We start from the raw sequence: 22791 nt of genomic DNA, 5'->3' as shown, positions 1-22791 counted from the left end.
CAGCTCACCTGCGAGGGCAAAGGCTGCTCCTGGCTCAAATATCGGCGAAGGTGCTGCGAGAGCCGCGCCGATCTGGACTACCGGCCTGGCCGAGCGCCTGGGCGTTGCGGCAGGGTCACAGCCGGCAGTGGTCAAGCTGGTGAGTTTTGCTGCCGGAAGTGCCCGTGTCCGCAAACTTCTTGCCTATCAGAGCCGTGATGGCGAATTGACCGTCGAACGCGAGACCGGTGAACAGGTTGCAGGCGCATCTTGGATCCAGGCGCTTGCCGACGAATGGGCAGAAGAATACGGGCGTCAGCCGTCAAAGGATGTGCTGCGGCTGGGATTGTTCGTACGATCGCACTCAGATGAGGCTGTGGGCGAGGCGTTGAAACAGGCGCTGCCTGGCCACCGCATCGCATGGCGGAGCGAGCCCGATGCTAAAGGGAAGGGACGATCTGTTGAAGTGGTTCTCAGCGCTGCAGCCCGTCCCCATCCCGGTGAAGCAAGCGCGCAGCGTATCTACGACAACCGAAAATCCCTGAGCAAGCTCGACAGGCTGCTGCAAGTGTCGTTCGGCGCTGGCGGACAAGTAGAACTCTATGGCTTTGCGCACGGAGTGGAAGGCGTTAGTCGCTACCTCGCTCAGGTTCGCAAGGGAATGCACCACGCCGTGCGCGCGGTTCGCCTGAACAAGGACGGATCGTTTGGCGAGGATGTGGTGGTCGGTGCCGGTGCAAGTTCGCTGGAGGAGGCGAAGGACTGGAAGCGCGACCTCCGTTCGCAAGAGCGCCGTGACGTCGCCCACGTCATTTTTAGCGCCAAGCCGGGGACGCCAAGGGATCGGTTCGTCGATGCCGTGCGTGCAACGCTTGCCAGGGAATTCGCCGGGCATCGCTATGCCTTCGTGCTTCACGGGGATCGGCAGCATCTTCATGTTCATGCCGCCATCAAGATGCTCTCGGACGCCGGCCAGCGTCTTCACCCGCGGATCCAGGATTTCAGGCGCTGGCGCAAAACTCTGGCCGAAGAGGCGCGTGAGCGAAACATTCCCATGGACGCGATGAGCCGGTTCGAGCGGGCAAACCCTCCCGGGTATAAGCTGAAGGACATCCAGCGCGTGGAAAGAGGCGTCGCATCGCAAAACGTGCGTCGGCGCGTCGAGGCGGCAAGGATGGGTGCTGTCCACATTCCGATACGGGAAGAAGGAAAGCGTCATGCTGTAGCCGCAGCCAGCGGCTGGAGCGACGTGGCGGCCATGGCTTTGCGGTCGCCTACGCAATTTGCACCAGATCCAGGCGTGTTGCGGCTCTACCGGGCGGAGCGACCTGGAACGCGGTCGTCGGTGCCACTCTTCACCCGCGATCTCTCGGCTGCCGCGGAATTGGCACGTCGGGATGGCGGAACGCTCGGGTTTGTCGATGTTCGGCCGACGGAGATGCATCGGATCACGCCGGCGCGCCGTCAACCCGCACTGGGTGGCGGTAACGACCACTTCGTCGTCGCGCGAGACCTTGCCGACAGGATGCGCCCGTTGGTGCCGGCGGAAGTGGTAACGGCAAGCGTCCTCCATTTCCGTGACCGCGGTGAGATGGCGGTGCGTGCGATGGCGCCGGAGTTCGAGGAGTATCAATCCATTTCATATCAGAAAGGCGGAACGCCAAAGGAGACAGACGACATGGCAAACCTGAAGGTAATGACTGCTTCATTTGCGGAGATGGACGCCCAGATGGAGGTGATCAAACAGCATCTTCCACCAGAACAGCAGCCCCAGATCGAAAAGCTCCACGGTAAGCTTCGAGAGGCCCAGCAGGATATGCTGGCGACGCAGGAGCGCATTGAGAAAAAACGGGGTTTGGTCCAAGGCGAGACCTTCGTGGCACCTGTCAGACATGAGTTCCGCGAATTCGTGGCCGAAGAGCACGGCGAGACAATCCGCTATAGTCATCGCAACGATCGCGGCAGGGCCGGCAGTGTCGCTTTCACCGATCACGGCGACAGGGTGGAGATTGCCGATTGGAAGGATCGGCAGGTGGTTTTGGCCGCGATGCAGGTTGCGTCCCGCAAATGGGGGGCGCTGACCATCAATGGCACTGAAAGCTACAAGGCGCTAGTCGTCGAGCTTGCTGCAGAATACGGATTTAAGATTGCCAACCCCGAGCTGCAGGACAAGCTGGCCGCTACCCAAGCACAAATGACAAGGGACCGCGCTGATCGGGGCGGCAATTCGGCTGGCGTGAGTACCGATGAGGCCAGTATCGAGGGGCAAGTCAAGGCTCAAGCTCAAACCCAAGCGGTGGGACGGGCGACCCCACAGCCGCCCCTCACTGATCCCAAGGCGCCGATTGTCGAGAGCGAGAAAATAAAGCCGGCCGATCGCGATCGTGAATCGATGCTGGCGGCGATGCGCGAGGCGGCAAGGAGGTGGGACAAGATCACGGTCAACGGATCCGAGCGCGAGAAGGCCCTCGCTGTCGAGCTTGCGGCCGAACATGGCTTCAAAATTGGCAATCCCGAGCTACAGGACAAATTGACGGCCGCGCGGGAAAAAGTGGAGGAACGTCGGCGACAAGAGAAGGCTGGCGAAGAAAGTCGACTTGGCCTTGCCGAGGGCTCCAGAGTCCAAGGGCCAGGTCAAAAGACGGACATAGAAATCGCGATCGCCCTTCAGACAATACGCGAGCGCACCGATGTCGAGGCCGAGCGGGAGGTGCGCCAAGCCGGACGCACCGCAGCCACCAACGAGCGGCCGATCGACGGCGGCGGAGACGACCACGCATATAGAACGCAGGCGGAAGCAAATGCGGCTGCGCGGGCCAAACAGGCTATCGACCAAAACCCGTCGACGCCCATTCCAGCCGACGTGACCCAGTCGCCTGAAATCGAGCGCCAACGGCAAGCCCAGCAAGAACTTCTGGCAGAGAAGGACGCCATCGCTAAGATGCAGAAGGAAACGCAAAGACATTCGCACAAGCCGCGTCAGCGGTAGTCGAGTGGTCCCGGGGGAGATGCCTTCAGGTATTCGCAAAAGGGACCCTCCGCGAACTGACGGATGGCCGTCTATCTATGCACAACTTGGCTTGGCGTTGAGCATTCGTTAGCCGGTTGGGCAGCTTGTCTGCGGCTCGCTCGTTCTCGACAGCGATATTTCTGAAGTGCCGCTCGCTGCCGAGCTATCCACATTTTGGAAACGTCGTCGGACTGGCCAAAGGCCAGGTAGCTGATTGCGGGCTAAAAATTCGGGAAACATGTAGTCTTCCGTGAGAAAATTCCACCCATTGAACAGAAATATTCAACGAAATCAGGTACATAAAGCTTCATAGAATCTTCATTTGCCAATTCACGAATTCGTGATCAGATTTGGTATGTTGCAGCGCAATACAGTAGCATGGGTGAAATATGCGACAAAATTGGGGTTTATTCGCCAGTGGCGTAAGACGACTGATGTCTGGCTCGGGGAGCCAAAAAAGCACGAAGTTCAAGTACAGCAAGTTGCTTCCTGATCAGCTTCCCGATGAGCGAAAGGGAGATCTCGGATTTCTTGATGGCAAACCCTGTAAAGGCAGCGCTGAAGAAGGGCTAGCGAGCGGAAATAGATCATTCGATCATGAATGTGCCTTCCATCTCAAGTGGTGAGGTTATCCTCGTACTACATGGTCAAAAAATCATTTTGTAAAAGAGTCGAATCCCCGCCGCTTTGTCTAATACTTCCGGCGCTGGTTTGAACATTGTGACCTAAAATCTGGTGCATACAGCGCCTAAAACGAACGGATGCCGGGTCAGTCTGTCTTGTGACAACTAAACCGGGACAAGGAGCATATCTTAAACCCACAAGAAATTTACCCTCTCCATCTTCTAATTTTAACACACACTTTGATTGATGACGATTGGAGATTCAAATGACTACAAGAACAATAATCACAATACCTGACCCAGCACTACGTCAGATTTCGGATGCGGTTGACCCCCAGGCCGCAGAGACGGCCGTTTTAATCGATGACATGCTGGAAACCATGTACAACGCATTTGGTGTGGGGCTGGCGGCTGTGCAGATCGGCATTCTGAAACGCGTTGTAGTTGTCGACGTCGGGGTCGTCCAGGAGGCGCGTCGGGATGCCCGGGTTCTCATCAATCAAGTGATTGTCGATACGTCCACGGAATGTTCGACTTTCAGGGAAGGCTGCCTTTCGCTTCCTGGCACCATGGTCGACATCGTCAGGCCAGCGAGGATTACCGTCGAATACGACACGCTGGGTGGCGGCAAGGAGACTCTCGAAGCCGAAGGCCTCCTTGCCACATGTCTTCAGCACGAGATCGATCATCTCAATGGGACCTTGATAACGGACCATGGTGCGCCAGTACCCCGCGAACCGCAGGAATCTGCGTGACGCAGAAGGCCTGCTTGCGCGTGTCAAGATCCGCCCCCTATCTCTGACGGTATGTTCGGCGCAGTCTCCCTATGGTCAGGAGAGGTGCCTGACATGTATCGTCGGCCGTGAGTGGACACACACAGAGCCAATTTTACAGTCTTGCACCGCGGTTGATGGACCGATGAACCGCTCTAATGACATGCCAATGCGGGCCCATCACCGCCATCTACCGAGTGCTTTGACATCTTCTCTCCATTGCCCGGCGACAAAGATGTAACCAGCCAGGTCGCGCTGCTGATTTCCAAATGAGATGAAAATCGCGCCACGATCAGTGGGGATAACGGCTGGCATTTGCGGTTGGGAAGCGACAGCTTCCATAACAGCGTCCCCTATCAGGTGAGTGCGATATCGCAGCCTCACTTTGCCAGAGTCACGGCCGCTCTTCACTCCCCATGGGATCTTACGGAAATCCTTGTCCGGGACTTTGTGAAACCTGCACCGCACATCAGGCAGAGCGCGTCAACTCCAAAGGGCGCGCTCGTGAAAGCTGGCTGAAGCGCGAAGCGCGTCACGTCAGTCTCCACTCTCAGGCGCGTGTCAACATCGCAAAAACTTCACGGACGGGCCATTCCCCTGAGCCGAGCGGGACCTACTTTTCAACTGTCAGAACCGAACATATTCCAGCGTTTTGTTGCGGAGGGCATTCGAAATGCTCCAGTCTCTTATCAGTCTTGAAAACCATGAAATTGAGGCCGTTATAGCGGCTGTGACCGCCTATTGCGACGAACGCGGCGCGCGCATCGATAGCGCGCATGGACGCAGGGCGATCACAGCCGCTGTCGACCTTGTCTCCACGCACCCACTAATCAATCTGCTTGCCGAACTGCGTCGTATACTTCCAGGCGAAGACGGTTTCGCTGGTTTGAGGCGTTTGTGATCCGACCGGTTGCCTGGTCCCTTGCTTAAAAAAGAAAAGACCCGCGCGAGGGCGGGTCAGTAAGGAACTCGAGATAGCGGGGAACGGAAGGTAACTATCTCGTTCGCTATCGATAGCCGACTTCCGTTACATCAAGATGTCAGCCGTCGCGCTTGCCATGCCTTTTTGACTTTCTTCGTCTTCATTGTGAGCGTGGTCATCAACGCCGAGTGATGCGAGCCTGCATTTGATTGCCAAGGCGTAATCGGTATCGAGGGTGTTCTTGTCGGCGACATCAGGATCGGAAAGGACAAAGAGCGAGGCCTTGACGATCCGTTTGCCCGAGGTCTTCGGGCAGCGGTCGACAACGTATTTAGAAAGGCCATCATCCTTACAGGAGAGGATCATGAAGCGCTCCAAGTCAGCGTGCCAGCTTCACCGTTTCGTTTCCATCCACGACTCGAATAGCAATCTATTTAACGTTCCCCGCTATGATATTCCATTTGCGCACCACCGCGAACTGCGATCAGTAGCCATGCAAACATGGCGCCAAATCGCGTGCCTGACGCCGCATAAGTCAGACCCTCAGGCCCATAGAACGGTGTCACGGCTTTAAGTTTACAGTGCCGCCCGCCATCCTACTCCTTATGGCTGACAACCGCCATCGCGGCGTCGGTTCCGCACGCCGACCTCAAAATCAGGGCCCTCCAGCATCGCGGCTACGGTGACTGGCATTGCGTGGCAAACCTGTTTAACCGATCAGTCCCACGGAATGATCGCCATGAGGCTTTCGTCATCCTGGCCGGGATATCGGCCGAGATTGGCATTGAGCTTGCCATAGCCGGTGTTGACGGTGAGGGTGAAGTAGTCGCCGCCGTTTTGGTTCTGCTTCTTCCAGATACCACCAATCTCGACCCGTCGACCACGCGGGCTTGTAGAGAACAAGCGATAAACCGGCGCTTTCGGATGTTCGCTTTTGTAGGGTTCGCCGGCAATATCGATGTCATAGGCGATCGAAGCGATGTTGCCTCGCAGGATTTTTCCATCGTTGGCAAACTCAACGTAATTCGTCATTTCTGATACGTTCGCAGGCATTTGGGATCTCCCTCTTTGTTTGGATTGAATAGATGCGGATAGTGGGCAAGGGCTGTGCTCCCGTCACTCACGTCTGGCGGGATTCGAGAACAGCACATGATTGGGATACGGGATGTCGGGGTAAGCCCAGAGCCCGGCACGCGACTGCTGCGCAATCCCTTCCTCAATGCCGTAGGGCATATAGACTGCCTTGCCGCTGGTTGTGAGCGCGGCAAAAGCAAACCCCTGCGTGATCAGCATGGTGCCGACGTCGAGCGCGTTGCTGCCGACATGCGCCGAGCAGATGACGAGTATGGTCGAGTGCTGGCTGGAGGTAGGGGTTGCTACCTCGGCGAGCGGAGCACAGGTGGGTTTAGTATCCTGGAAGATGGCTGCCAGCATCGCCAGAGAGACTGCACCACAGTCCTGCTTCTGGCCTGATTTGTCGGTATAGGTGGTTCCACGGATGCACGCCTGGACGCCGTAGAGGCGCATCGTCTGGCCTGCCTGTTGCCAACTATCCCCGGTCAGAAAGGTGACGCCGGTCTGCGGAACTGCAAACACATGGGATGACGGCTGGGCCGCCTCAGCGGTCACCATGGAACGCGGTATCGCCATCGAGATGCTCAGGGCAACCAGCAGTATCTTGGCGCCCGGCCTTGTCCCTGTCATTCCTGCACCTCCTTTGCCGAAATCGGCGCGCAGTCTACGCCGTCATCGGAGTTGGTGATGCAGCCGACATTGTAGCCAGCTCCGGAGATGAGGTAGGCACAGACACTGGTGCCGGCGCCGTCGCGCGTGCCGGCCGCGCTGCAGTCGAGACCGGATTTTGCAAGATTATAGAGCTTGCCCCCAGTGCCGCAGCCGAACTGACAGGCCTTGAGGATCGAGGACTGCGAGATCGTGGCACAAGTGCCCTGATAGCAGACCTGTTGCCCGATCAGGCTGGTCATGCCATTTTTCTGGGCGGCATTCCATTGGCCGCGTTGATAACGCTCCCAGGCGGCGACCTGCGCTGAAGGGTTGTTCAGAAAATCCTCGCGCGAACCGTCCCAATAGGCTTGCAACGTCCCGCTGTCGCAGAACTGAAATGCACCATAGCAGCGCGTCCCGTTGACGACGGGGGAAACACTGTTGAAATTCCCTTCGCTATGACTGACGTTGGACGCGTATTCGGCACATCCAGCCGGCATTCCGGCGTTCAAGAGACTGAGAGCGCTTTCGCCGGCAAATGCCAGTGATGCTGCAAAACCGAGCGACAGCCCAAGATTTGCCAGGAGATCCTGTCTGTTGGGCTGCCAGTTGTTGGCAGCCGGGGAGGGGGCAACAGATATCATCGAATTGGCTCAACCTGATATATGCCGATAAACGCCTTCCCGTCCTCGCCAATTTCCGCGGTTGTGAGTGTGGCGGCATCAGGCGACAGGACAGCGGTGCCACCGAGCGGCATTTGCGGATTTGCCATCCGCTCCGGTCGCACCGGTCGCGGCAGTTGCGCTGCTTGCGTATCGGGTCTGATCAACACCAGAAGGGCCGTACACATGCCTTGCAAATTGCAATCGCCGTTTGTCTGGGACAACAGCCAGGTACCCGAGGGCGTGGTGATACGCGCAGTGTAGATTTTGGCCTGTCCAGTGAGCTGGCGAATGCTGGCAAGATCGTCGTCGGTCCAGATGCCATCAGGATCATGCTTGGCATCCCTGGTGGTGAGTTTAAGCGCCAGCGTGTGACCACCCTGTGCCGTGGCGCGGTCGGTGGAGGTAAGGGCGAGGATCAGGAGCGGAGCGAGGACAGCAAGGGTACGTTTCATCTGGGAGCCTCAAGAGGATGTTTAGCGCGTCAGACGCCGGCAGAGCGCTACGGACTTGTCGAACATCGCGTCGACGAACGCTGTAAGAGCGCGCACCAGGAGGATTAGTTGGATCAGAGCCGTGCGGATAAGCCGAAGACTTGTGCTGGCCGAGGCGTAGAGACCTTTGAGGATACAGAGCGCCGCCGCACAGCAGAGCCCGACGAGCACTGCATTGAAGAGCAGATAAAGAGCCAGGACCAAAAACGTGTATGCGAGGTTGTCCATCGGGTGGGCGTAGACGGATTTCGCAGCCGTTGTGACCCATATCCCGGCGATCGTCGCCGTGCCGCTGATTGCAATCGTGGCAGCAACGATCTCGATCGGCCCCAGGCGATGAAAAAACCAGATCTCCTTGCCCATCGGCGTACTCCTTTCAAAACCAACTCCGGCGAAGCAGGCGCGCCCTGTCTGTCACTTCTGCAAATCAAACCATGCGCGTGTGGACGTGCCGTCTTTTTGCCTGATGTCGAAATACCAGGGTCTGGCCCTTCGCGGCCGTGGCTGACGATCGATCTCGGTCCGCTCGCCACGCTCGATCGTGTACTTGGCGCAATAGCTTGCCAAGTCACCGCCATGGCCGGATTGGTCGTCTGCCTCGACATAGCCACTCGGGCAATCCTCGAACGCCTCAAAGCCAGGCGCGCCGGTACCGGCTGCCTTGCAGGCCGGCCAGGAAAAGCCGGGCAACGCCATTGCGGCAATCAGCTTTTCCATTGGCGGTACACAGTAGGAGATACCATGCCAGCTCGGCGTCTGCGCTGCCACGCAAAGGACGATCTGACAGCCCCAATCCGCATCCGCGGCGTCAGCCGCGACGTTCTGGGAAAGCCAGACGGCAAGAACGGATGAGGCAAAAATGCCGCATCTGGCGATCGATGACATCTGCGCTCCTGGCATTTTACAAAGGCACTTGCGTTGTTATCATGTTTTTATATATATGCACTTATAACTCGGGAAACGCAAATGTCCATAGCCCCCATGCGCACTGCGATCGTTGTCGTGAACCTCGTCTTTCCCTGTCTGGCTTTGGCCAACGATGCATCGCCCAGTTCGGGCGCGTTCACAGTCAATGTCTCTTCCGACTGCGCTGACGGTGCGGTGGATGCAAAGACCATTCGCCAGCTCATCACCAGGGAAACGTCGCGCCAGGGGGTCGACGCCAGGTTGGCACTGGCAATTGCCGATCAGGAGTCCGGCTTCGGCGCCCACGTCAATTCGACCGCGGGAGCGCGCGGTCCCATGCAGCTCATGCCAAGGACCGCCGCGCGCTATCAGGTGACGGATATTTGCGACGCGGCCGAGAATATTCGGGGCGGCGTCAGCTACCTCAAGGATCTGACGGCGGCCTTTGGAGGCAACATTATGCTCGTGGTTGCGGCCTATAATGCCGGAGAGGGTCGTGTCGTTGCCGCAGGGGGCGTGCCGGATATTGCCGAGACCGTCTCCTACACGGCACTGGTTACCAACGCCTATTACGGCTTTGACAATTACCTGAAGGGCGGCAAGCGGGCCGCCAAGGCCGCCGCTGCGGGCAGTCGAGCCGTTGCTGCTGCCGGCGTGGACCTGCTGGCGCAAACGCCAGCCTCCGAGCAGCCAACCCCCATCCATCAAACCAGACTGCAAGCCGGCGATCACGACTGGATCGGCGGCTCGGTTCTGTACGTGCAGTAGTCAGGAAAGAAAGGAGCCCCAGATGAAGACAAGGCTATACAATCTCGCCCGATCGGTGATGTCGACCGGACGGATCAACGGAAACATCTTGGTGTTGGCAGGGGTCGCCGGCGCTGTGATGATGGGCAATGTCGAACTAGCCTATGCCGCCGGCGATATCTTCCAGCCGATCAATTCGGTGTTCACGACACTCCTCAATTTCATGACCGGAACGTTCGCGACGACAGCGGCGACCATCGCCTGTGCTGCCGTCGGCTACATGGCGTTGACGAGCCGTATCCCCTGGAGTTGGTGCTTTTCCATCATCGTTGGCATCGCCTTCATCTTTGGCGGCTCGCAGCTCGTGCAGTCCATGTCTTCCGGATTGGGTGGCTGATGAGCGAGGCAGAGGTAAGGGCGGAAGTGGCGCCGCTGGTTCTCGGTCTCACGCGGCCAAGAATGTTCTGGGGCGTGCCGATCGGCGTCTTCGTCGGCGAACTGATGATTGTCGTCATGACGTTCCTCAATACGAAGAACCTTGCGATGTTCCTTCTCTTCCTGCCCCTGCATGCCGCGGCTTACGTGATCACGGTTCGCGATCCGCACCTGGCGAACGTCGCTCTCGTGCGGATCGCCAAATGCCCCTGGACGAAGAACCGTCACTTCTGGGGCGGTAATTCCTATGAACCGTAATTCTTGGGAGCCAACCTGATGGGGGCGGCGATGCAAAAGTCCATCCGCAAGGATCTTCGGTTCGGAGCTGAAAGCGCCCGGGAAAAGCCGATCTCGGCGCATGTCCCCTACCTCAGGCATGTCGACGAGGAAACACTGCGAACCAAGGACGGAATGCTGCTGACGATCATCAAGATCGATGGCTTCTGTCACCAGACCGCCGATCAGCAAATCATCGATGTCGAGGCGACCGCGCGCAACACGCTGGTTCGGGCCCTCGCAGACAGCCGTTTTGCAGCCTACGCCCACATCGTGCGGCGTCGTATTCCCCCTCAACTCGGTGGTACGTTCGATATCCCATTCTGCAGGGCTCTCAATGATCGTTACATGCTGAGCCTAAAAGACAACAGCATGTATTTGAACGAGCTCTACCTGACGATCATCCGGCGGGGCTTCCAGGGCAAGGTCGGACTGGCGGACGAGATCTTATCGCGCTTGCGCAAGGCGTCCGGTGTATCCGAGCGGGCGATGGATCTGGAGGCCCGCCAGGAGCTGCGCGAGCATGTCGCCAACATCGTCAAGGGAATGGAACATTACGGCGTCCGGGTCCTGAAGGTGGTGGCGCGGGAGCGGCACGTGGCGTCCGAGCCGCTCGAGTTCCTGGCGATGCTGCTTAACGGCGGCGAGCCAGTCGCCATGGCCTTGCCGCGCATGCCTCTCGACCAATATCTGCCGACCCGCCGTATCACCTTCGGCCGCCGTGTCTTCGAAATGCGCGGCGCCAGCGACATCGAAACCCGGTTCGGCGCAATGTTGTCGATCCGCGAATACCCACCCTACACCGCGGCTGGCATGATCGACGGGCTGCTGAAGGTCCCAGGCGAGTTCATCCTGTCGCAAAGTTTCGCCTTGCAAGATCGTGCGCCAGTCCTGTCGGAGATGGATCGGATAGAGCGTCAGATCAGTGTTTCGGATGAGCGTGGCACGAGCCTTGGAAGTGCTATCTCGATTGCCAGGGATGAGTTGGTCAACGGCCGCGCCGTCATGGGCTATCACCATCTGTCGGTGATGGCGTTAGGGGCTTCGATCAAGGAGACCGAGGCCGGCGCCCAGGCCATCACCAAGGAATTGCAGAATGCCGGTATGGTGGTCGTGCGCGAGGATCTGAACAGCGAGCCGGTCTTTTACGCCCAGCTACCGGGCAACTTCTCCTATATCGCACGTCGCGCGCTGATTTCGTCGCGCAATTTTTGTGGACTGGCGTCGTTTCATAATTTTGCTCTTGGAAAACCCCGTGGAAATCACTGGGGACCGGCTGTTTCCTTGCTGCAGACGACGTCGATGACCCCCTATTTCTTCAACTTCCACAAGGGTGAGGTCGGCAATTTCATCGTCACCGGCCCGACGGGTTCGGGAAAGACCGTGGCGCTCCTGTTTTTGCTGTCGCAGGCAATGCGGGCAAGACCCCAACCTCGATGCGCCTTTTTCGACAAGGATCGTGGTGGGGAGGTCTTCATTCGTGCCTGCGGTGGTCAGTACGAGGTGCTGCAACCCGGCGTTCCAACCGGTTTCAATCCGCTGCAACTTCCAGACAGTCCTGATAACAGGGCGTTCGTCTATGACCTCCTCAGCTATCTCGTTCGCCCAAAGGATGATGCCGAAAAGCTGTCGGCCGAGCAGGAGAAAATCCTCTACCGAGCGGTCGAGCAGATCTTCAGCGTGCCGGTCCGGGAGCGCCTGTTCTCGGACGTCGTCCATCTGCTGCGAGGGGGCGAGGCCGCCGGGCGCGACGATCTGGCGTCGCGTTTCGAGGCCTGGTGCGATACCCGGGGATGGTTGTTTAACAACACGGTGGATCTTTGGGATGGCGAGCGCGGCATCTTCGGCTTTGATCTGACCGCCGTCCTCGATGATCCGGAAGTCCGCACAGTGGCGCTCGGCTATATCTTCTTTCGCATCGGCCAGATGCTGGATGGCGAGCGGCCGATGATGCTCTTCGTTGACGAAGGCTGGAAACTCCTGAGCGACGACCGGGCAGGCGCCTTCATCAACGACCAGCTGAAGACCATCCGCAAGAAGAACGGTATTGTCGGAATTGGCACGCAATCTGCACGCGATATCACCACATCGCGGATCGCCCATACGCTGCTCGAGCAAAGCCCGACGACCATCTTCTTCCCCAACCCGAAGGCGGATCGGGAGAGCTATGTCAAAGGTTTTGGACTTTCGGAAACCGAATTTGAGTGGGTGAGGTCGACCGCGTCGACAAGCCGTCAGTTCCTGGTCAAGCACGACCACGACAGCCTTATCGCGCGGCTTGATCTCTCCGCACTCCCGGACTTCATCAAGGTGCTGTCCGGCAGGGCTGAAACGGTCGCCGAATGCGAGCGTCTGCGTCGTCGCTACGGCGACGCCCCGGAGCTCTGGCTGCCCTATTACTGTGGCTGGAGCCAGGAGCCTGACAATCCTCCGGACGCAAGAGGTGATATGAGATGAGCGTCCGGAACCGAAATCTCAGCGCTTCTATGTGCCTGGTGGTACTGGTGGCGATGTCGGGGATCTCGCCGACGATGGCACAGGTGCCGGTCAACGACGCCGCGCGAACGACCGAAGAGACGAAGACGGCCGTCTGCGTGCAACGCGCACGGACCTTCAAACAGTCTTCCGTGGCACCGTCGCGAGGTGTCACGTCGAGTGTCACGGCGAAGGGGGATCTTGCCGGCATCCCACCGATCTCAGGTGCGGCCATCTCCGGGTCACCGCTTTCCGGGACTGCAATTGGCACTAGCGACCTGTCGATCCTTCTGGCCACCGGTTCAAGCGTCCAGGCCCTGAAAACCAGGAATATCGGCCAGGTGGTGAGCGCGCTCGCCGCAACGGCCGCCGCGATCAGCGCCAATACCTCGACACTTCAAAACCAGGCAGCGACAATCGGCAATGCCAACTCCCTGCAGGGCGCCTTCGACCAGAACACCACCGCGCGCCTGTCGAGCGCCCAGATCTGGAACCAGGCGATCCAGTCGGCGACGACAACGGTTCGATTGCGAAACCAGCGACTGGTCGACCAGGCAGCAGCGGAAAGCGCTGCATCGAAAGTCATGACCTACGATCCGGGCTCGGTATCGTTCATCAACGGCAATGAGTAGGAGAGTTCAGATGATGAAGCCATCCAATATCCTGTCCAAGCCCGCCTTGGCTCTGCTCATGGCGGCGGTTCCCTGCGGCAGTGTTTTTGCGCAGGTCCCCGTCATTGATGAGGCGACCCTATCCCAGGCAACGAAGACCGCGTCGAACACCGCGCAGATCATGTCGTCGAACAGCGATATCCTGCAAACGGTAAACAGGACACTTGCAGCGGTCACCGGAAACCGGTCGACCAGCGAAATCGCCGGTGCTGCCCTCGGCTCCGGGTTTTCGATCGGCAATGCACCCGATTTTTCCTCATTGCTCAGCGGTCAGATGTCCTGGGGCAATCTTGGTTCTTTCGGCAATACGGCCGCAACGATCCTGAACGGTCTCAATCTCGTCAGGTCCTTGTCGGGTGAAACAGCAAGCACAAATTTGACGCGCGGCGACAAGGCCTATCAGGGGTTGGTGAACACGGCGACAGCGCTGACGGCGTCGATTGCGGGAACGCAGAACAGCGCACAGCAGCGATCGTCCGCGTTTCAGGCTGTCCAGGGACAAATCGGATCGGCACCCGACATCAAGGGCTCCATCGATCAAAACTCGCAAGTACAGACCCAGACCGCACAAACGGTCAACGAACTCGTCGGGGCTGTCAACGCCGGAAACGCTGCTCTGAACGCCGAACAGATGCGCCAGCTGGCAGCGGAGGCGGCAACATCTGCATTCATGACCTACCATCCGAATGAGGTCTCCTTCGTTGGGCAGTGAAAGGGAGATGATGACGCGGGTGGGCCAAACCGTTTGCCTCGCGCTCGTGGTTGCGGCCTTTGCCGCGTTGCCCGGATGTGCTGGCCATAAGGAACTCAAGGCGCCGTGCTCGGCCGGGATAGGCTCCATCCTGTTCTCTGAGGCCTATGCCGGTGGCATCGACGACGATCATTGCGGACCGATGGTTCGTCAGCGCGGCGTTGTCGGAAACGATGATCGCAGCGGGGTGACCATGCTTTGAGCGGCGCGAGAGCATGAACCCCTTCGATATCCTGTTCGGCAAGATCGACGCCATGGGCATCAGCGCCGTGCAGTCCATGTACACGACGCTTGCCGGCTATCTCGGGCCATTGTTCCTAGCAGGGCTTACTGTCTATGTCGTCTGGTGGGGTTATGAGATGCTGTTCGGGCGCGCCCAGATGACCGCCGGGACGTTCGTCTGGAGGTTTGGTCGGGCGTTCATCTGCTACAGCCTGATCGTGTCATGGGCTACCTATCAGCCTCTGATCGTCAAGCCCTTGCTGGAAGCGCCAGATGGTATGGCGACCATTGTTTGCCAGTCGACCGGCGGCAGCGATTGCGGCGGGGACGGCAGTTCAGGTTCGTCGGTGACGCAGGGTCTGACCGACATCTGGAATAGCGGGATCGCCGTCGTCAAGACCATGGTGGATGCCGGCGGTATCACAGCCGTTGGCATGTACATCCTTGCCATCGTCGTGCTTGCGGTCGTCTGCATTCTTTGCGCCATCGCCGTCACGCTGCTGATGATCGGTAAGATGACCATGTTCATCCTGCTGGCGATCGGCCCGATCGTGCTGTGTTGCGCGCTGTTCAATCTGACGTCGCGGGTGGTGGATGGCTGGATTGCCAGTCTTGCGGGTTACGCGCTTCTGCCGATCATCGTCTATGTGATCCTCGGATTTATGTTGACGCTGCTGAAGGCCAGGGTGGATGCGCTGACTGCCGATGCCAGTGCGGCCAACATGACGACGCTGGCTCCTTTCATGCTGATGTCGATCGTAACGGCCTTCCTCTTGACCCATGCGATCTCGATCGCGTTGGCGATTGCCGGCGGGGGACCGAGAATTGACGCCCTCGGTGCGGCGGCGGCGGTAACGACGGTGAGGCTCGCTTGGAGAGCGGCTGCCATGTCCGGACAAGGCATCGCTCGGGCTGGCGGATATCTGTTCAACCAGCGGCCCGGTGCGCCGGCGACGATCGGAGATGGTGATCCCGCCGCAGCCCAGGTGCGAGCCGCCGCCGCCAATGCCCGCAAATAAGCATCCCTGGAGAGACATGAATGGGTAAGAACGACATCAGGGTGGGGGCGCTGGACGCGCCACTTGGAGGGATTGATCCCCGCTATTATAGTGAGGGAGACCGATGGGAGCGCTCGGTCTATCGGTCGGTCGCAATGTCTCGCGGCGTCTGGAGGACGGTCGCCGTGCTGCTCGGCGTCGCCTTGGCATCGTCGATCGGCCTGCTCTGGATGCTGCTGCCGCTCAAAACCTTCGATGTCGTCGTCCTCGAGGTCGACAAGACCACGGGCTACGTGGAAGTCAGCCGACCGCTGCAGGAGCGTGGTGATCTCACGCAGAATGAGGCGGTGACACGGGCCAACATCGTACGCTTCATCCGCGCTCGCGAAACCTACGATCCAAAGGAATTGCGGGACAATTTCGACTTGGCTTCGCTCTATTCGACCGGAAAAGCATCCGCCGATCTCGCAAATACCTATTCCAGCTCGAACATCAACAACCCTGTCAAACTCTTTGGGCCCAACACCGAAATCACCGTGTTCGTCAAAAGTGTCATCTTCCTCAACGACAACACGGCCGCCGTCCGCTTTTCGACGACACGCTCCGGCACGTCAGGGCCTGCTGTCACGGACCATTGGGTCGCCAATGTCCGCTTCAAATATACGTCCGAGCCGATGCGCAACGACTGGCGCTTCGACAATCCCCTCGGGTTCCAGGTGACCGAGTATCGGCGCGACCAGGAGACAGTGACAGCGGGGGAGGAGGCCCAATGAGGACACGGCATCTTCTTATCGGCAGTATCGCTGCGATCACCATGCTCGCGCGCTCACCTGTCGTTCTGGCGGAAGTGCAGCCGCAATCGGTCAGGGCGGACTCACGCATTCGTACCGTGCCTTTCCAGAAGGACAACGTCGTCTATCTCGCCGGCATGATGGGCGTGTCGACCATGATCGTCTTCAATGACGACGAACAGATCGCAACGGTCGCCATGGGCGACAGCCTGGCCTGGCAGGCCGTTCCGGATCAATCCAAGCGCTTCCTGTTCATCAAGCCGCTTCAGCCCGACGCACAGACCAACATGAACGTCGTGACGTCGAAGCGGGTCTACACCTTCTTCCTGAACGGCGCCAAACCCGGCAACACCAAAGCGGCGGTCATTAAGCTGCGTTTTTCATATCCCGACGACACCATGGACGCCAACCTCTTGGCCGCCGCCCGACAGAATGCCGCCATGCCCAACATTCGGGCGGCTTTGGCAAACCCCGGCCGGATCAACTATGACTATGGATACAAAGGTGCTGTCGATGCCAGGCCGACGTCGATTTTCGACGATGGCACGAAGACGTTTTTCCAGTTCAGCGGTGAAGTTCCGGCGTTCTTTGCCGTCAAGTCCGATGGCAGGGAGTCTCTCGTGAACTACCGGCGCGAGGGCGACTACATCGTCATCGACAAGGTGGCGCGCCAATGGACCCTGCGATCAGGCACTGTTGCGACCTGCGTGTTCAACCTGCAGCATCCGATCGGCACGCCGCCACCGCAAGAAAACAAGTGGTCAGACGGCCAGCCGCAGGAGATCAGCCATGGCCATTGATTTCGAAGAAGAGGCGCGTATTACCGAGACTGTTGCGCGGTCCCCCGATGCCAGCAGAGGCAGGTTGATCCCGGTGCTTCTCGCCTCCGTTGCCCTGGTGATCCTTGCCTATGCCGGCTATGTCAGCTTCATCAAGCCAGATAAAGCGAAGAAGACGGATACAAACGAAGCGTTCAAGACGGCGAGCCACGCCGCGCATCTGAACTTCGACACGGATAATCCGCCACCAGCCCCCACTGACAACAGGCTGGTCCTTGCGCCACCACCGCCACCCGCACCTGCAGTCGTCCAGCCACCTCCCATTGCCGCCCCTGTCGTTACACCACCGGCCATAGATGAGGCGGCGGCGCGGCGGGCCGCTGATGAGGCCGAGCGGGCAAAGAAACAAGAGGAGTTGCGCCAGGCGCGGCTCCGCTCGAACATGCTGGTCGTCGACCAATCTACCAGGGGTGAACGTGGCACGTCTGCTGCTGGCATCTCATCGGCGCAAAGCGCCGGGAACAGCGCAAGTGCCGACGAGAACCCGAACCGCAGGTTCGCGCAGGCCGTCGGGTCCGAGGATGTCGAGACCGTGACGGCCTCCCGCAACGATCGCATCGACGCCCTGATCCCGCAGGGAACATTGATCCGCGGAGTGCTCGAAACGGCAATCCAGTCCGACCTTCCCGGCATGGTCAGAGCCGTAATCTCGACCGATGTCTATTCCTTCGATGGCCGGCGGATCCTGCTGCCGAAAGGAACCATGCTGACGGGCGAATATAGAAGCGGTATGGCCCGCGGCCAGACACGGGTGCTGATCGTCTGGACGCGGGCGCTGCGCAGTGACGGAACGTCCGTTGCACTCGGGTCCTATGGAACGGACGACCTTGGGCGTTCGGGGCTCGCGGGCTCCGTCGACAAGCATTATCTCGAGCGCTTCGGTGCGGCAGCCGTGCTCAGCATGGTCGGAGGCGTCTCCTCCTTTGTTGCAGGCTTGAACAGCGACGGGTCAAGCAGTTCTGCATCCTCCTCATCAGGCTCGAACGCGCAGAGCCAGGCGCAACAAACCCTGTCCCAGACCATGGCGGAGATGGCCAACATGGCGCTGAAGGATTCAATCAGCATCCCTCCCACGATCTATGTCGACCAGGGAACCGAGATCATGGTGTTCGTGCGCAAGGATCTCGATTTCTCCTCGCTCTATCCCGATCCGGTCCGGCAAGCCGTCAATGACCTTCGCCGCGCGCAGATACGCCATTCGGTCGCAAAGCCCGGTCCGTGACGTGATAGAGCCTCAACCGCCGCAGGCCGAACGCTCGAAGTCCATGTGGGACAGCTTGCCCATTTACGTCAGGCAGACTGCTCAACCCATTCGCCGCTGGCTGGAGGATCCAGCCGTGATCGAAATCATGTGCAATCGCCCAGGTGAGATCTGGATTGAGAGTCTCGACAGCTGTCATATGAGCCGACACGACGTGCCAGCTCTCGATGCAAAGGCGATCACCGCACTGGCGCAGATGATTGCGGGAACGACGCAGCAAAGCGTCAACGAGGAAACCCCGCTTCTGTCAGCTGCCATGCCCCATGGCGAGCGGTTCCAGGCAGTGCTTTCTCCCGTGGCCGTCATGGGCGGCGCCTTTGCCATCCGCAAACAGGTTATCCGCGACATGACGCTTGACGACTATCTCGCGCTCGGCGGTCTCGATGGTATCCAGGTGAGCGGGGTCGGGGTGCCTGATGGGGAGGGCTTGAGCGATCTCGAACACGAGTTGGTCGCGCGCATGGTGGACCCGTCGCCGCAAGCACGGCGTGAGTGGCTCCGTTTTGCTGTCGAAAATCGCGTCACGATGTTGATTTCCGGAGGCACGTCGAGCGGCAAGACCACATTTTTCAACGGGCTGCTGAAGGACGTGCCGGCGTGGGAACGGCTGATATCGATTGAGGATACACGTGAGCTCAAACCCTCGCAGCCGAACTATCTGGCGCTGGTCACCTCAAAGGGTGGACAGGGCAGGGCCCGCACGACCATTCAGGAGTGCCTCGAGGCAGCACTTCGCCTGCGGCCCGACCGCATTTTCATGGGCGAGATCCGCGGCGCCGAGGCCTTCAGCTTTCTGCAGGCGGTCAACACCGGGCATCCAGGCTCCATCTCGACGCTGCATGCCGACAATCCACGTGGCGCCTATGAGCGCCTGGCAATGGCCACCATGCAGGCAGGCCTTGGCCTGACCAAGGTAGAGCTGATGGAGTTCGTGCGCTTCATCGTGCCGGTCGTCATCCAGGTGGCTCGCGATCCCGTCACCATGAAGCGCGGCGTTCGCGAGATTTATTTCAGCAAATGGAGCGATCGATGAGACGCTTCGAGAAGGTGGTGGTCCTTGTCGCAGGACCGATCGTGGGTGTCGGGGCCGCCTTCTACGCCTGGTCCGCCAGCTACGCCGCAGCCTCATATTTCTCCCTGAAAAGCTCGGCCATGTGGAAGAGTTTTGCCGGTGGTGACGTGCTGATGCCGGCAAGACAAGCCTGGTTCTATTTTGGCAATCCTGTTGTCACCAAGCTGGTGTCATCAGCAACGATGTCGACGCTGACCTTGAGTGCAGTCGTCGCTGTCGGGATAACGCTCGCAATCAAGCGACCCTGGCAAGTCCGGCCTCCCGCCGACGGATCGCGCTTTGCAACACTGAAAGATCTTGAGCGCGCGGGGCTACTGGGCGGCACGCCTGGCAGGTCCGTCCTGCTCGGCACCTTCGGCAAGGGTAACTCGGCGGTGGACGTCCGCTATAGCGGCGAAAGCCACTTCTTCGTCAACGGGCCCTCTCGCTCTGGCAAGGGTCGCGGCTTCGTCATGCCGAACCTTCTCGAATACGAGGGATCGGTCGTCGTGCTCGACGTCAAGCTCGAGAATTACACGCTGACCGGACCGGCGCGTCTGAAGATGGGACAACAGTGCTTTGTGTTTGCGCCGGGATCGGCCCGCTCTCATCGCTGGAACCCGCTGGACTTCGTCCGTGGATGGCCTGAGCGCTCGACGGATCTGGTCAATCTGGCGGCCAGCCTCTTGCCGATCGGCGACAGGGAGGAGGCCTATTGGAAACAGACCGCGCGTGGACTGCTCGCAGGCGCTCTCGGCTACGTGCTGGAGTCCCGCACAATGGAGGGCAGGCGAAACTTACGTTCCGTGCTGCGGCTCTTCTCGACCGGCCGGCCGTTCTCGGACGTGCTGAAAGACATCATCGACAATGAACCGAAGCTCGATCAATTTATTCTCGGCAGCTTTCGCCAGCATCTTTCACGTGACGAGGAACAACGGCCCTCGTTCGAGAGTCACGTGACGACGGCACTGGCGGCGTTCAACAACCTTTTGATAGCTGAGGCTTGTTCGGCAAGCGATTTCGACATCCGCGACCTGCGTCGCAAGCCGTTCTCGCTGTTCATTGCAGCCCCTGTGTCGGACTTCGCCACGGTCGAGCCGATCATCCGGCTTTTGATCCAGCAAATCCACGATGTGATGCTGCGATCCCTCCCGGCGCCCGATGAACCGCATAAGATCCTGATGATGCTTGACGAGTTCTACCAGTTTGAGCGCCTGCCGGAGATCGTCAAACGTGCTCCCCTGGTTGCGGGCTACGGACTGACGATCGCCCTTGTCGCCCAGAACATTCCACAAATCGATGAACGTTATGGACCGCAAACCCGAAATGCGCTGCTCGGCAACATGGACGTCAAGCTCAGTATCGCTGTTGGTGATGACGCAACCGCCAAGATCGTCTCCGACAATCTTGGCCGCAAATATGTGGAACGTGAAGGCTGGGGAAGACAGACAGGGCTTCTGTTCGGTAAGCAGGCGTCGACCGGCCGGTTTGAATTGGTGCCACTGATGGATCCCGGTTCCGTCCAGCGGCTGGATGATGACAGTACGATCTTGCAGGTGCGCAGCGGCTACGGCGCCATCCTGAACAAGCTCAACTTTTACAGCGATGCGCGGTTTGTCGCGCGACGGCGGGACGTCGCGGGATGGAAGAGCAAGCTTGTGATCCCAGAGATCAGGATCCACGCCGAGTGGCCGCTGTTTACGCCTCAGCCGGCGGAGCAGGCAGCGGAATTGCCTGCAGCAAACACCGAACAGCGGGAACCCGTGGGGGTTGACCACGAGATGGTCGTGCTGGAGCACGCGAGCGCCGTATTCGTCGAACCCGCGCTGCTCATGCATGTCTTTCGATCAGCGGTATCGGCCTTGGACGACCAGCCGACGGCCGATCTTTTGTTTCGGCTGAGAACAGCACCTCAAACGATTGGAAAACTCAAGGGTGGGAAGGGGCGCTTGGGCCGTCGGGACAGACGCATGAGGGAGCAGGCACTGGCGTCGGTCTGGCCACTGCGCAATGCGATCTCTGAGGCGCGCTGGGCTGTCATCGCGGCCCGACTTTCCGAAACGGCGGAGCATGAGGGCTTGTCTTTTACGCCCGGCGACAATTCATCCGAGGCGAGTGATATCGAGGACGACGAGCGAGAGGACGAGGCCAACCGTCTGCGGTTGGGGTTTTCATCGGCCAAAGAGGTCGTCGCCCAGGTTGCGGATATTGCGGAGGCCGCGACGAACAGCAAGCAGGTGAACGATCCAAACGCGCTTGCGGTCGCGCTGACCAGTTTCAAAGGCGCATTGGACCATTCGATGACGGAATTTGAGGAAGAAAACCGGCTTCCTATTTTCTGAACGGCAGTGGGCCCATAGCGGCCGTGCGTCCGATGTTGGCGCTATCCGGCGTGACAGCATTCCTCAGGGCATCATCTATATCGGAGTGGAGAGTGCAACTGACCGCTTAATTTTTGGCCAGTACCTTTGGCCGCAACAAATACAATGCATATAAAAAATTGGGTAGCAGGAAAAGCGGAGCTACAAAAGCGTATGCTGGCAGTGGCTGATTTGGGCTCCCGCCACCGGTATGGCTCGCAACCAGCAGCAGCGAACAATCCCACACGGCATGCAGAAGTATGACCGGATAAAGCGAACCAGTTCTCAAACGAAGCGCCATCAACATAAAGCCAGTCTGAAACGCCGCCACCGCCTGAAGGGTTGCGACTGTCCATTGCCCAGTCGGTAATGCATTCAGGACGTGAATGAACCCGAAAAGTCCACAACACACCCAGAGAGATGGCCATAGCCGGAGCTTCGAACGCAGCCCGGTAAACAATATTCCTCGGAACATCACTTCCTCAGACATACCGACAATAACCGTGTTGATGCCAATGAAAATCGCGCTACGCAGCGGCGGCAAACCGACTATTGCGACTAGGACCCCAAGTGCGGCCAGGTAGACCATGGGCAGCCAACTCAGCTTGAGCGACGTTCTCATCGAGAACGCAGAAAAACCCAGGTCCCACCACCGGAACGTGGAGATTACTATCGCCATAAAAACCACTGCGAAGACCATTGGCCACGCGATGCCTTGGCCGAAAAATTTGACCACAGAACGTTCGCTGCCCGCGCTTAAATGGGCAGCGACGCCCGTTATCACGAGCCATCCCAGCAATGTCGCCAGAGATAGCGGGAG

The 22791-nt window shown here is 59.1% G+C and carries 23 protein-coding genes and 2 pseudogenes; 16 read left to right on the top strand and 9 right to left on the bottom strand.

Annotation, left to right across the window (positions count from 1 at the left end):
* The first annotated feature begins 127 nt into the window (after positions 1-127).
* Positions 128-2968, top strand: a complete 2841-nt coding sequence (locus PR018_RS26625; protein ID WP_279621495.1) for an LPD7 domain-containing protein — start codon at positions 128-130, stop codon at positions 2966-2968.
* Positions 2969-3878: 910 nt separating this feature from the next.
* Positions 3879-4367 carry a peptide deformylase gene (gene def / locus PR018_RS26620; protein ID WP_142832268.1) on the top strand — a complete coding sequence of 163 codons (489 nt, stop codon included), beginning with the start codon at positions 3879-3881 and terminating at the stop codon, positions 4365-4367.
* Between the two features lie 197 nt (positions 4368-4564).
* Here the strand turns inward: def and PR018_RS28660 are convergent.
* A pseudogene (locus PR018_RS28660) lies at positions 4565-4700 on the bottom strand (IS110 family transposase); the annotation flags it as partial.
* A 712-nt stretch (positions 4701-5412) separates the two neighbouring features.
* Complete coding sequence (locus tag PR018_RS26615; protein ID WP_142832270.1) at positions 5413-5673, bottom strand: hypothetical protein; 261 nt, start codon at positions 5671-5673, stop codon at positions 5413-5415.
* On the opposite strand from PR018_RS26615, the pseudogene PR018_RS28655 reads away from it, so the two are divergent.
* Positions 5657-5881, top strand: a pseudogene (locus tag PR018_RS28655) (hypothetical protein); the annotation flags it as partial. The gene PR018_RS26615 and the pseudogene PR018_RS28655 sit on opposite strands and share 17 nt — an antisense overlap.
* Positions 5882-6024: 143 nt before the next feature.
* On the opposite strand, the gene PR018_RS26610 reads toward PR018_RS28655, so the two are convergent.
* The 6 genes from PR018_RS26610 to PR018_RS26585 form a co-directional block, all read right to left on the bottom strand.
* Complete coding sequence (locus PR018_RS26610; RefSeq protein ID WP_224130002.1) at positions 6025-6339, bottom strand: DUF736 family protein; 315 nt, start codon at positions 6337-6339, stop codon at positions 6025-6027.
* 84 nt (positions 6340-6423) lie between these two features.
* Positions 6424-7011 (bottom strand): thermonuclease family protein, encoded by a 588-nt coding sequence (locus tag PR018_RS26605; protein ID WP_142832271.1) that lies wholly within the window; start codon positions 7009-7011, stop codon positions 6424-6426.
* Positions 7008-7676, bottom strand: coding sequence for an acyltransferase (locus PR018_RS26600; RefSeq protein ID WP_142832272.1), 669 nt, complete (start codon positions 7674-7676; stop codon positions 7008-7010). The genes PR018_RS26605 and PR018_RS26600 overlap by 4 nt, the downstream gene beginning before the upstream one ends.
* Positions 7673-8149, bottom strand: coding sequence for a hypothetical protein (locus PR018_RS26595; protein WP_142832273.1), 477 nt, complete (start codon positions 8147-8149; stop codon positions 7673-7675). Before PR018_RS26595 ends, PR018_RS26600 begins: the two co-directional genes overlap by 4 nt.
* 21 nt (positions 8150-8170) lie before the next feature.
* Positions 8171-8551, bottom strand: coding sequence for a hypothetical protein (locus tag PR018_RS26590; RefSeq protein ID WP_202617217.1), 381 nt, complete (start codon positions 8549-8551; stop codon positions 8171-8173).
* A 51-nt stretch (positions 8552-8602) separates the two neighbouring features.
* Positions 8603-9073, bottom strand: a complete 471-nt coding sequence (locus tag PR018_RS26585) for a hypothetical protein (RefSeq protein ID WP_142832274.1) — start codon at positions 9071-9073, stop codon at positions 8603-8605.
* Positions 9074-9154: 81 nt separating this feature from the next.
* Between PR018_RS26585 and PR018_RS26580 the strand changes: the two genes are divergently transcribed.
* From PR018_RS26580 to PR018_RS26520, 13 genes are all read left to right on the top strand, one after another.
* A complete protein-coding gene (locus PR018_RS26580) occupies positions 9155-9862 on the top strand; it encodes a lytic transglycosylase domain-containing protein (RefSeq protein WP_142832275.1) in 708 nt (235 codons plus the stop codon).
* 22 nt (positions 9863-9884) lie between these two features.
* Positions 9885-10238, top strand: a complete 354-nt coding sequence (locus PR018_RS26575) for a TrbC/VirB2 family protein (protein ID WP_111215401.1) — start codon at positions 9885-9887, stop codon at positions 10236-10238.
* On the top strand, positions 10238-10534 hold the full coding sequence (locus PR018_RS26570) for a VirB3 family type IV secretion system protein (RefSeq protein WP_111215403.1): 297 nt from the start codon (positions 10238-10240) through the stop codon (positions 10532-10534). Before PR018_RS26575 ends, PR018_RS26570 begins: the two co-directional genes overlap by 1 nt.
* 30 nt (positions 10535-10564) lie before the next feature.
* Positions 10565-13009, top strand: a complete 2445-nt coding sequence (locus PR018_RS26565; RefSeq protein ID WP_142832276.1) for a VirB4 family type IV secretion/conjugal transfer ATPase — start codon at positions 10565-10567, stop codon at positions 13007-13009.
* On the top strand, positions 13006-13659 hold the full coding sequence (locus tag PR018_RS26560) for a hypothetical protein (RefSeq protein WP_244615562.1): 654 nt from the start codon (positions 13006-13008) through the stop codon (positions 13657-13659). Before PR018_RS26565 ends, PR018_RS26560 begins: the two co-directional genes overlap by 4 nt.
* Positions 13660-13669: 10 nt before the next feature.
* A complete protein-coding gene (locus PR018_RS26555) occupies positions 13670-14410 on the top strand; it encodes a type IV secretion system protein (RefSeq protein WP_244615563.1) in 741 nt (246 codons plus the stop codon).
* 7 nt (positions 14411-14417) lie between these two features.
* Complete coding sequence (locus tag PR018_RS26550) at positions 14418-14651, top strand: hypothetical protein (RefSeq protein WP_244615564.1); 234 nt, start codon at positions 14418-14420, stop codon at positions 14649-14651.
* Between the two features lie 13 nt (positions 14652-14664).
* Positions 14665-15690, top strand: a complete 1026-nt coding sequence (locus tag PR018_RS26545; protein ID WP_244615565.1) for a TrbL/VirB6 family protein — start codon at positions 14665-14667, stop codon at positions 15688-15690.
* A gap of 20 nt (positions 15691-15710) precedes the next feature.
* The gene (locus PR018_RS26540) at positions 15711-16442 is read left to right on the top strand and encodes a VirB8 family type IV secretion system protein (RefSeq protein WP_142832278.1); all 732 of its coding nucleotides are present in this window, start codon (positions 15711-15713) and stop codon (positions 16440-16442) included.
* Positions 16439-17260, top strand: coding sequence for a TrbG/VirB9 family P-type conjugative transfer protein (locus PR018_RS26535; protein WP_244615566.1), 822 nt, complete (start codon positions 16439-16441; stop codon positions 17258-17260). Before PR018_RS26540 ends, PR018_RS26535 begins: the two co-directional genes overlap by 4 nt.
* The gene (gene virB10 / locus PR018_RS26530) at positions 17250-18521 is read left to right on the top strand and encodes a type IV secretion system protein VirB10 (protein WP_142832279.1); all 1272 of its coding nucleotides are present in this window, start codon (positions 17250-17252) and stop codon (positions 18519-18521) included. The genes PR018_RS26535 and virB10 overlap by 11 nt, the downstream gene beginning before the upstream one ends.
* Before the next feature lie 43 nt (positions 18522-18564).
* On the top strand, positions 18565-19593 hold the full coding sequence (gene virB11 / locus PR018_RS26525; RefSeq protein ID WP_162854793.1) for a P-type DNA transfer ATPase VirB11: 1029 nt from the start codon (positions 18565-18567) through the stop codon (positions 19591-19593).
* A 221-nt stretch (positions 19594-19814) separates the two neighbouring features.
* A complete protein-coding gene (locus PR018_RS26520; protein ID WP_244615567.1) occupies positions 19815-21953 on the top strand; it encodes a type IV secretory system conjugative DNA transfer family protein in 2139 nt (712 codons plus the stop codon).
* Between the two features lie 106 nt (positions 21954-22059).
* Here PR018_RS26520 and PR018_RS26515 read toward each other — a convergent pair whose 3' ends face one another.
* On the bottom strand, positions 22060-22755 hold the full coding sequence (locus PR018_RS26515) for a CPBP family intramembrane glutamic endopeptidase (protein WP_142832282.1): 696 nt from the start codon (positions 22753-22755) through the stop codon (positions 22060-22062).
* Positions 22756-22791: the final 36 nt, after the last annotated feature.

The sequence above is a fragment of the Rhizobium rhododendri genome, assembly GCF_007000325.2.
GTDB lineage: Bacteria > Pseudomonadota > Alphaproteobacteria > Rhizobiales > Rhizobiaceae > Rhizobium > Rhizobium rhododendri.
Note: the sequence above shows the minus strand (reverse complement) of the source record. Positions and strands in the feature narration are given on the sequence as shown.

Bases quoted from the DNA above. Each gene is read 5' to 3' on its own strand.
- PR018_RS26550 (WP_244615564.1), top strand. From the start codon at position 14,418: ATGATGACGCGGGTGGGCCAAACCGTTTGCCTCGCGCTCGTGGTTGCG.
- PR018_RS26600 (WP_142832272.1), bottom strand. From the start codon at position 7,676: ATGATATCTGTTGCCCCCTCCCCGGCTGCCAACAACTGGCAGCCCAAC.
- def (WP_142832268.1), top strand. From the start codon at position 3,879: ATGACTACAAGAACAATAATCACAATACCTGACCCAGCACTACGTCAG.
- virB10 (WP_142832279.1), top strand. From the start codon at position 17,250: ATGGCCATTGATTTCGAAGAAGAGGCGCGTATTACCGAGACTGTTGCG.
- PR018_RS26590 (WP_202617217.1), bottom strand. From the start codon at position 8,551: ATGGGCAAGGAGATCTGGTTTTTTCATCGCCTGGGGCCGATCGAGATC.
- PR018_RS26570 (WP_111215403.1), top strand. From the start codon at position 10,238: ATGAGCGAGGCAGAGGTAAGGGCGGAAGTGGCGCCGCTGGTTCTCGGT.
- PR018_RS26615 (WP_142832270.1), bottom strand. From the start codon at position 5,673: ATGATCCTCTCCTGTAAGGATGATGGCCTTTCTAAATACGTTGTCGAC.
- PR018_RS26535 (WP_244615566.1), top strand. From the start codon at position 16,439: ATGAGGACACGGCATCTTCTTATCGGCAGTATCGCTGCGATCACCATG.
- PR018_RS26565 (WP_142832276.1), top strand. From the start codon at position 10,565: ATGCAAAAGTCCATCCGCAAGGATCTTCGGTTCGGAGCTGAAAGCGCC.
- PR018_RS26580 (WP_142832275.1), top strand. From the start codon at position 9,155: ATGTCCATAGCCCCCATGCGCACTGCGATCGTTGTCGTGAACCTCGTC.
- PR018_RS26575 (WP_111215401.1), top strand. From the start codon at position 9,885: ATGAAGACAAGGCTATACAATCTCGCCCGATCGGTGATGTCGACCGGA.
- virB11 (WP_162854793.1), top strand. From the start codon at position 18,565: ATGTGGGACAGCTTGCCCATTTACGTCAGGCAGACTGCTCAACCCATT.
- PR018_RS26560 (WP_244615562.1), top strand. From the start codon at position 13,006: ATGAGCGTCCGGAACCGAAATCTCAGCGCTTCTATGTGCCTGGTGGTA.
- PR018_RS26585 (WP_142832274.1), bottom strand. From the start codon at position 9,073: ATGTCATCGATCGCCAGATGCGGCATTTTTGCCTCATCCGTTCTTGCC.
- PR018_RS26555 (WP_244615563.1), top strand. From the start codon at position 13,670: ATGATGAAGCCATCCAATATCCTGTCCAAGCCCGCCTTGGCTCTGCTC.
- PR018_RS26595 (WP_142832273.1), bottom strand. From the start codon at position 8,149: ATGAAACGTACCCTTGCTGTCCTCGCTCCGCTCCTGATCCTCGCCCTT.
- PR018_RS26545 (WP_244615565.1), top strand. From the start codon at position 14,665: ATGAACCCCTTCGATATCCTGTTCGGCAAGATCGACGCCATGGGCATC.
- PR018_RS26610 (WP_224130002.1), bottom strand. From the start codon at position 6,339: ATGACGAATTACGTTGAGTTTGCCAACGATGGAAAAATCCTGCGAGGC.
- PR018_RS26520 (WP_244615567.1), top strand. From the start codon at position 19,815: ATGTCGACGCTGACCTTGAGTGCAGTCGTCGCTGTCGGGATAACGCTC.
- PR018_RS26605 (WP_142832271.1), bottom strand. From the start codon at position 7,011: ATGACAGGGACAAGGCCGGGCGCCAAGATACTGCTGGTTGCCCTGAGC.
- PR018_RS26540 (WP_142832278.1), top strand. From the start codon at position 15,711: ATGGGTAAGAACGACATCAGGGTGGGGGCGCTGGACGCGCCACTTGGA.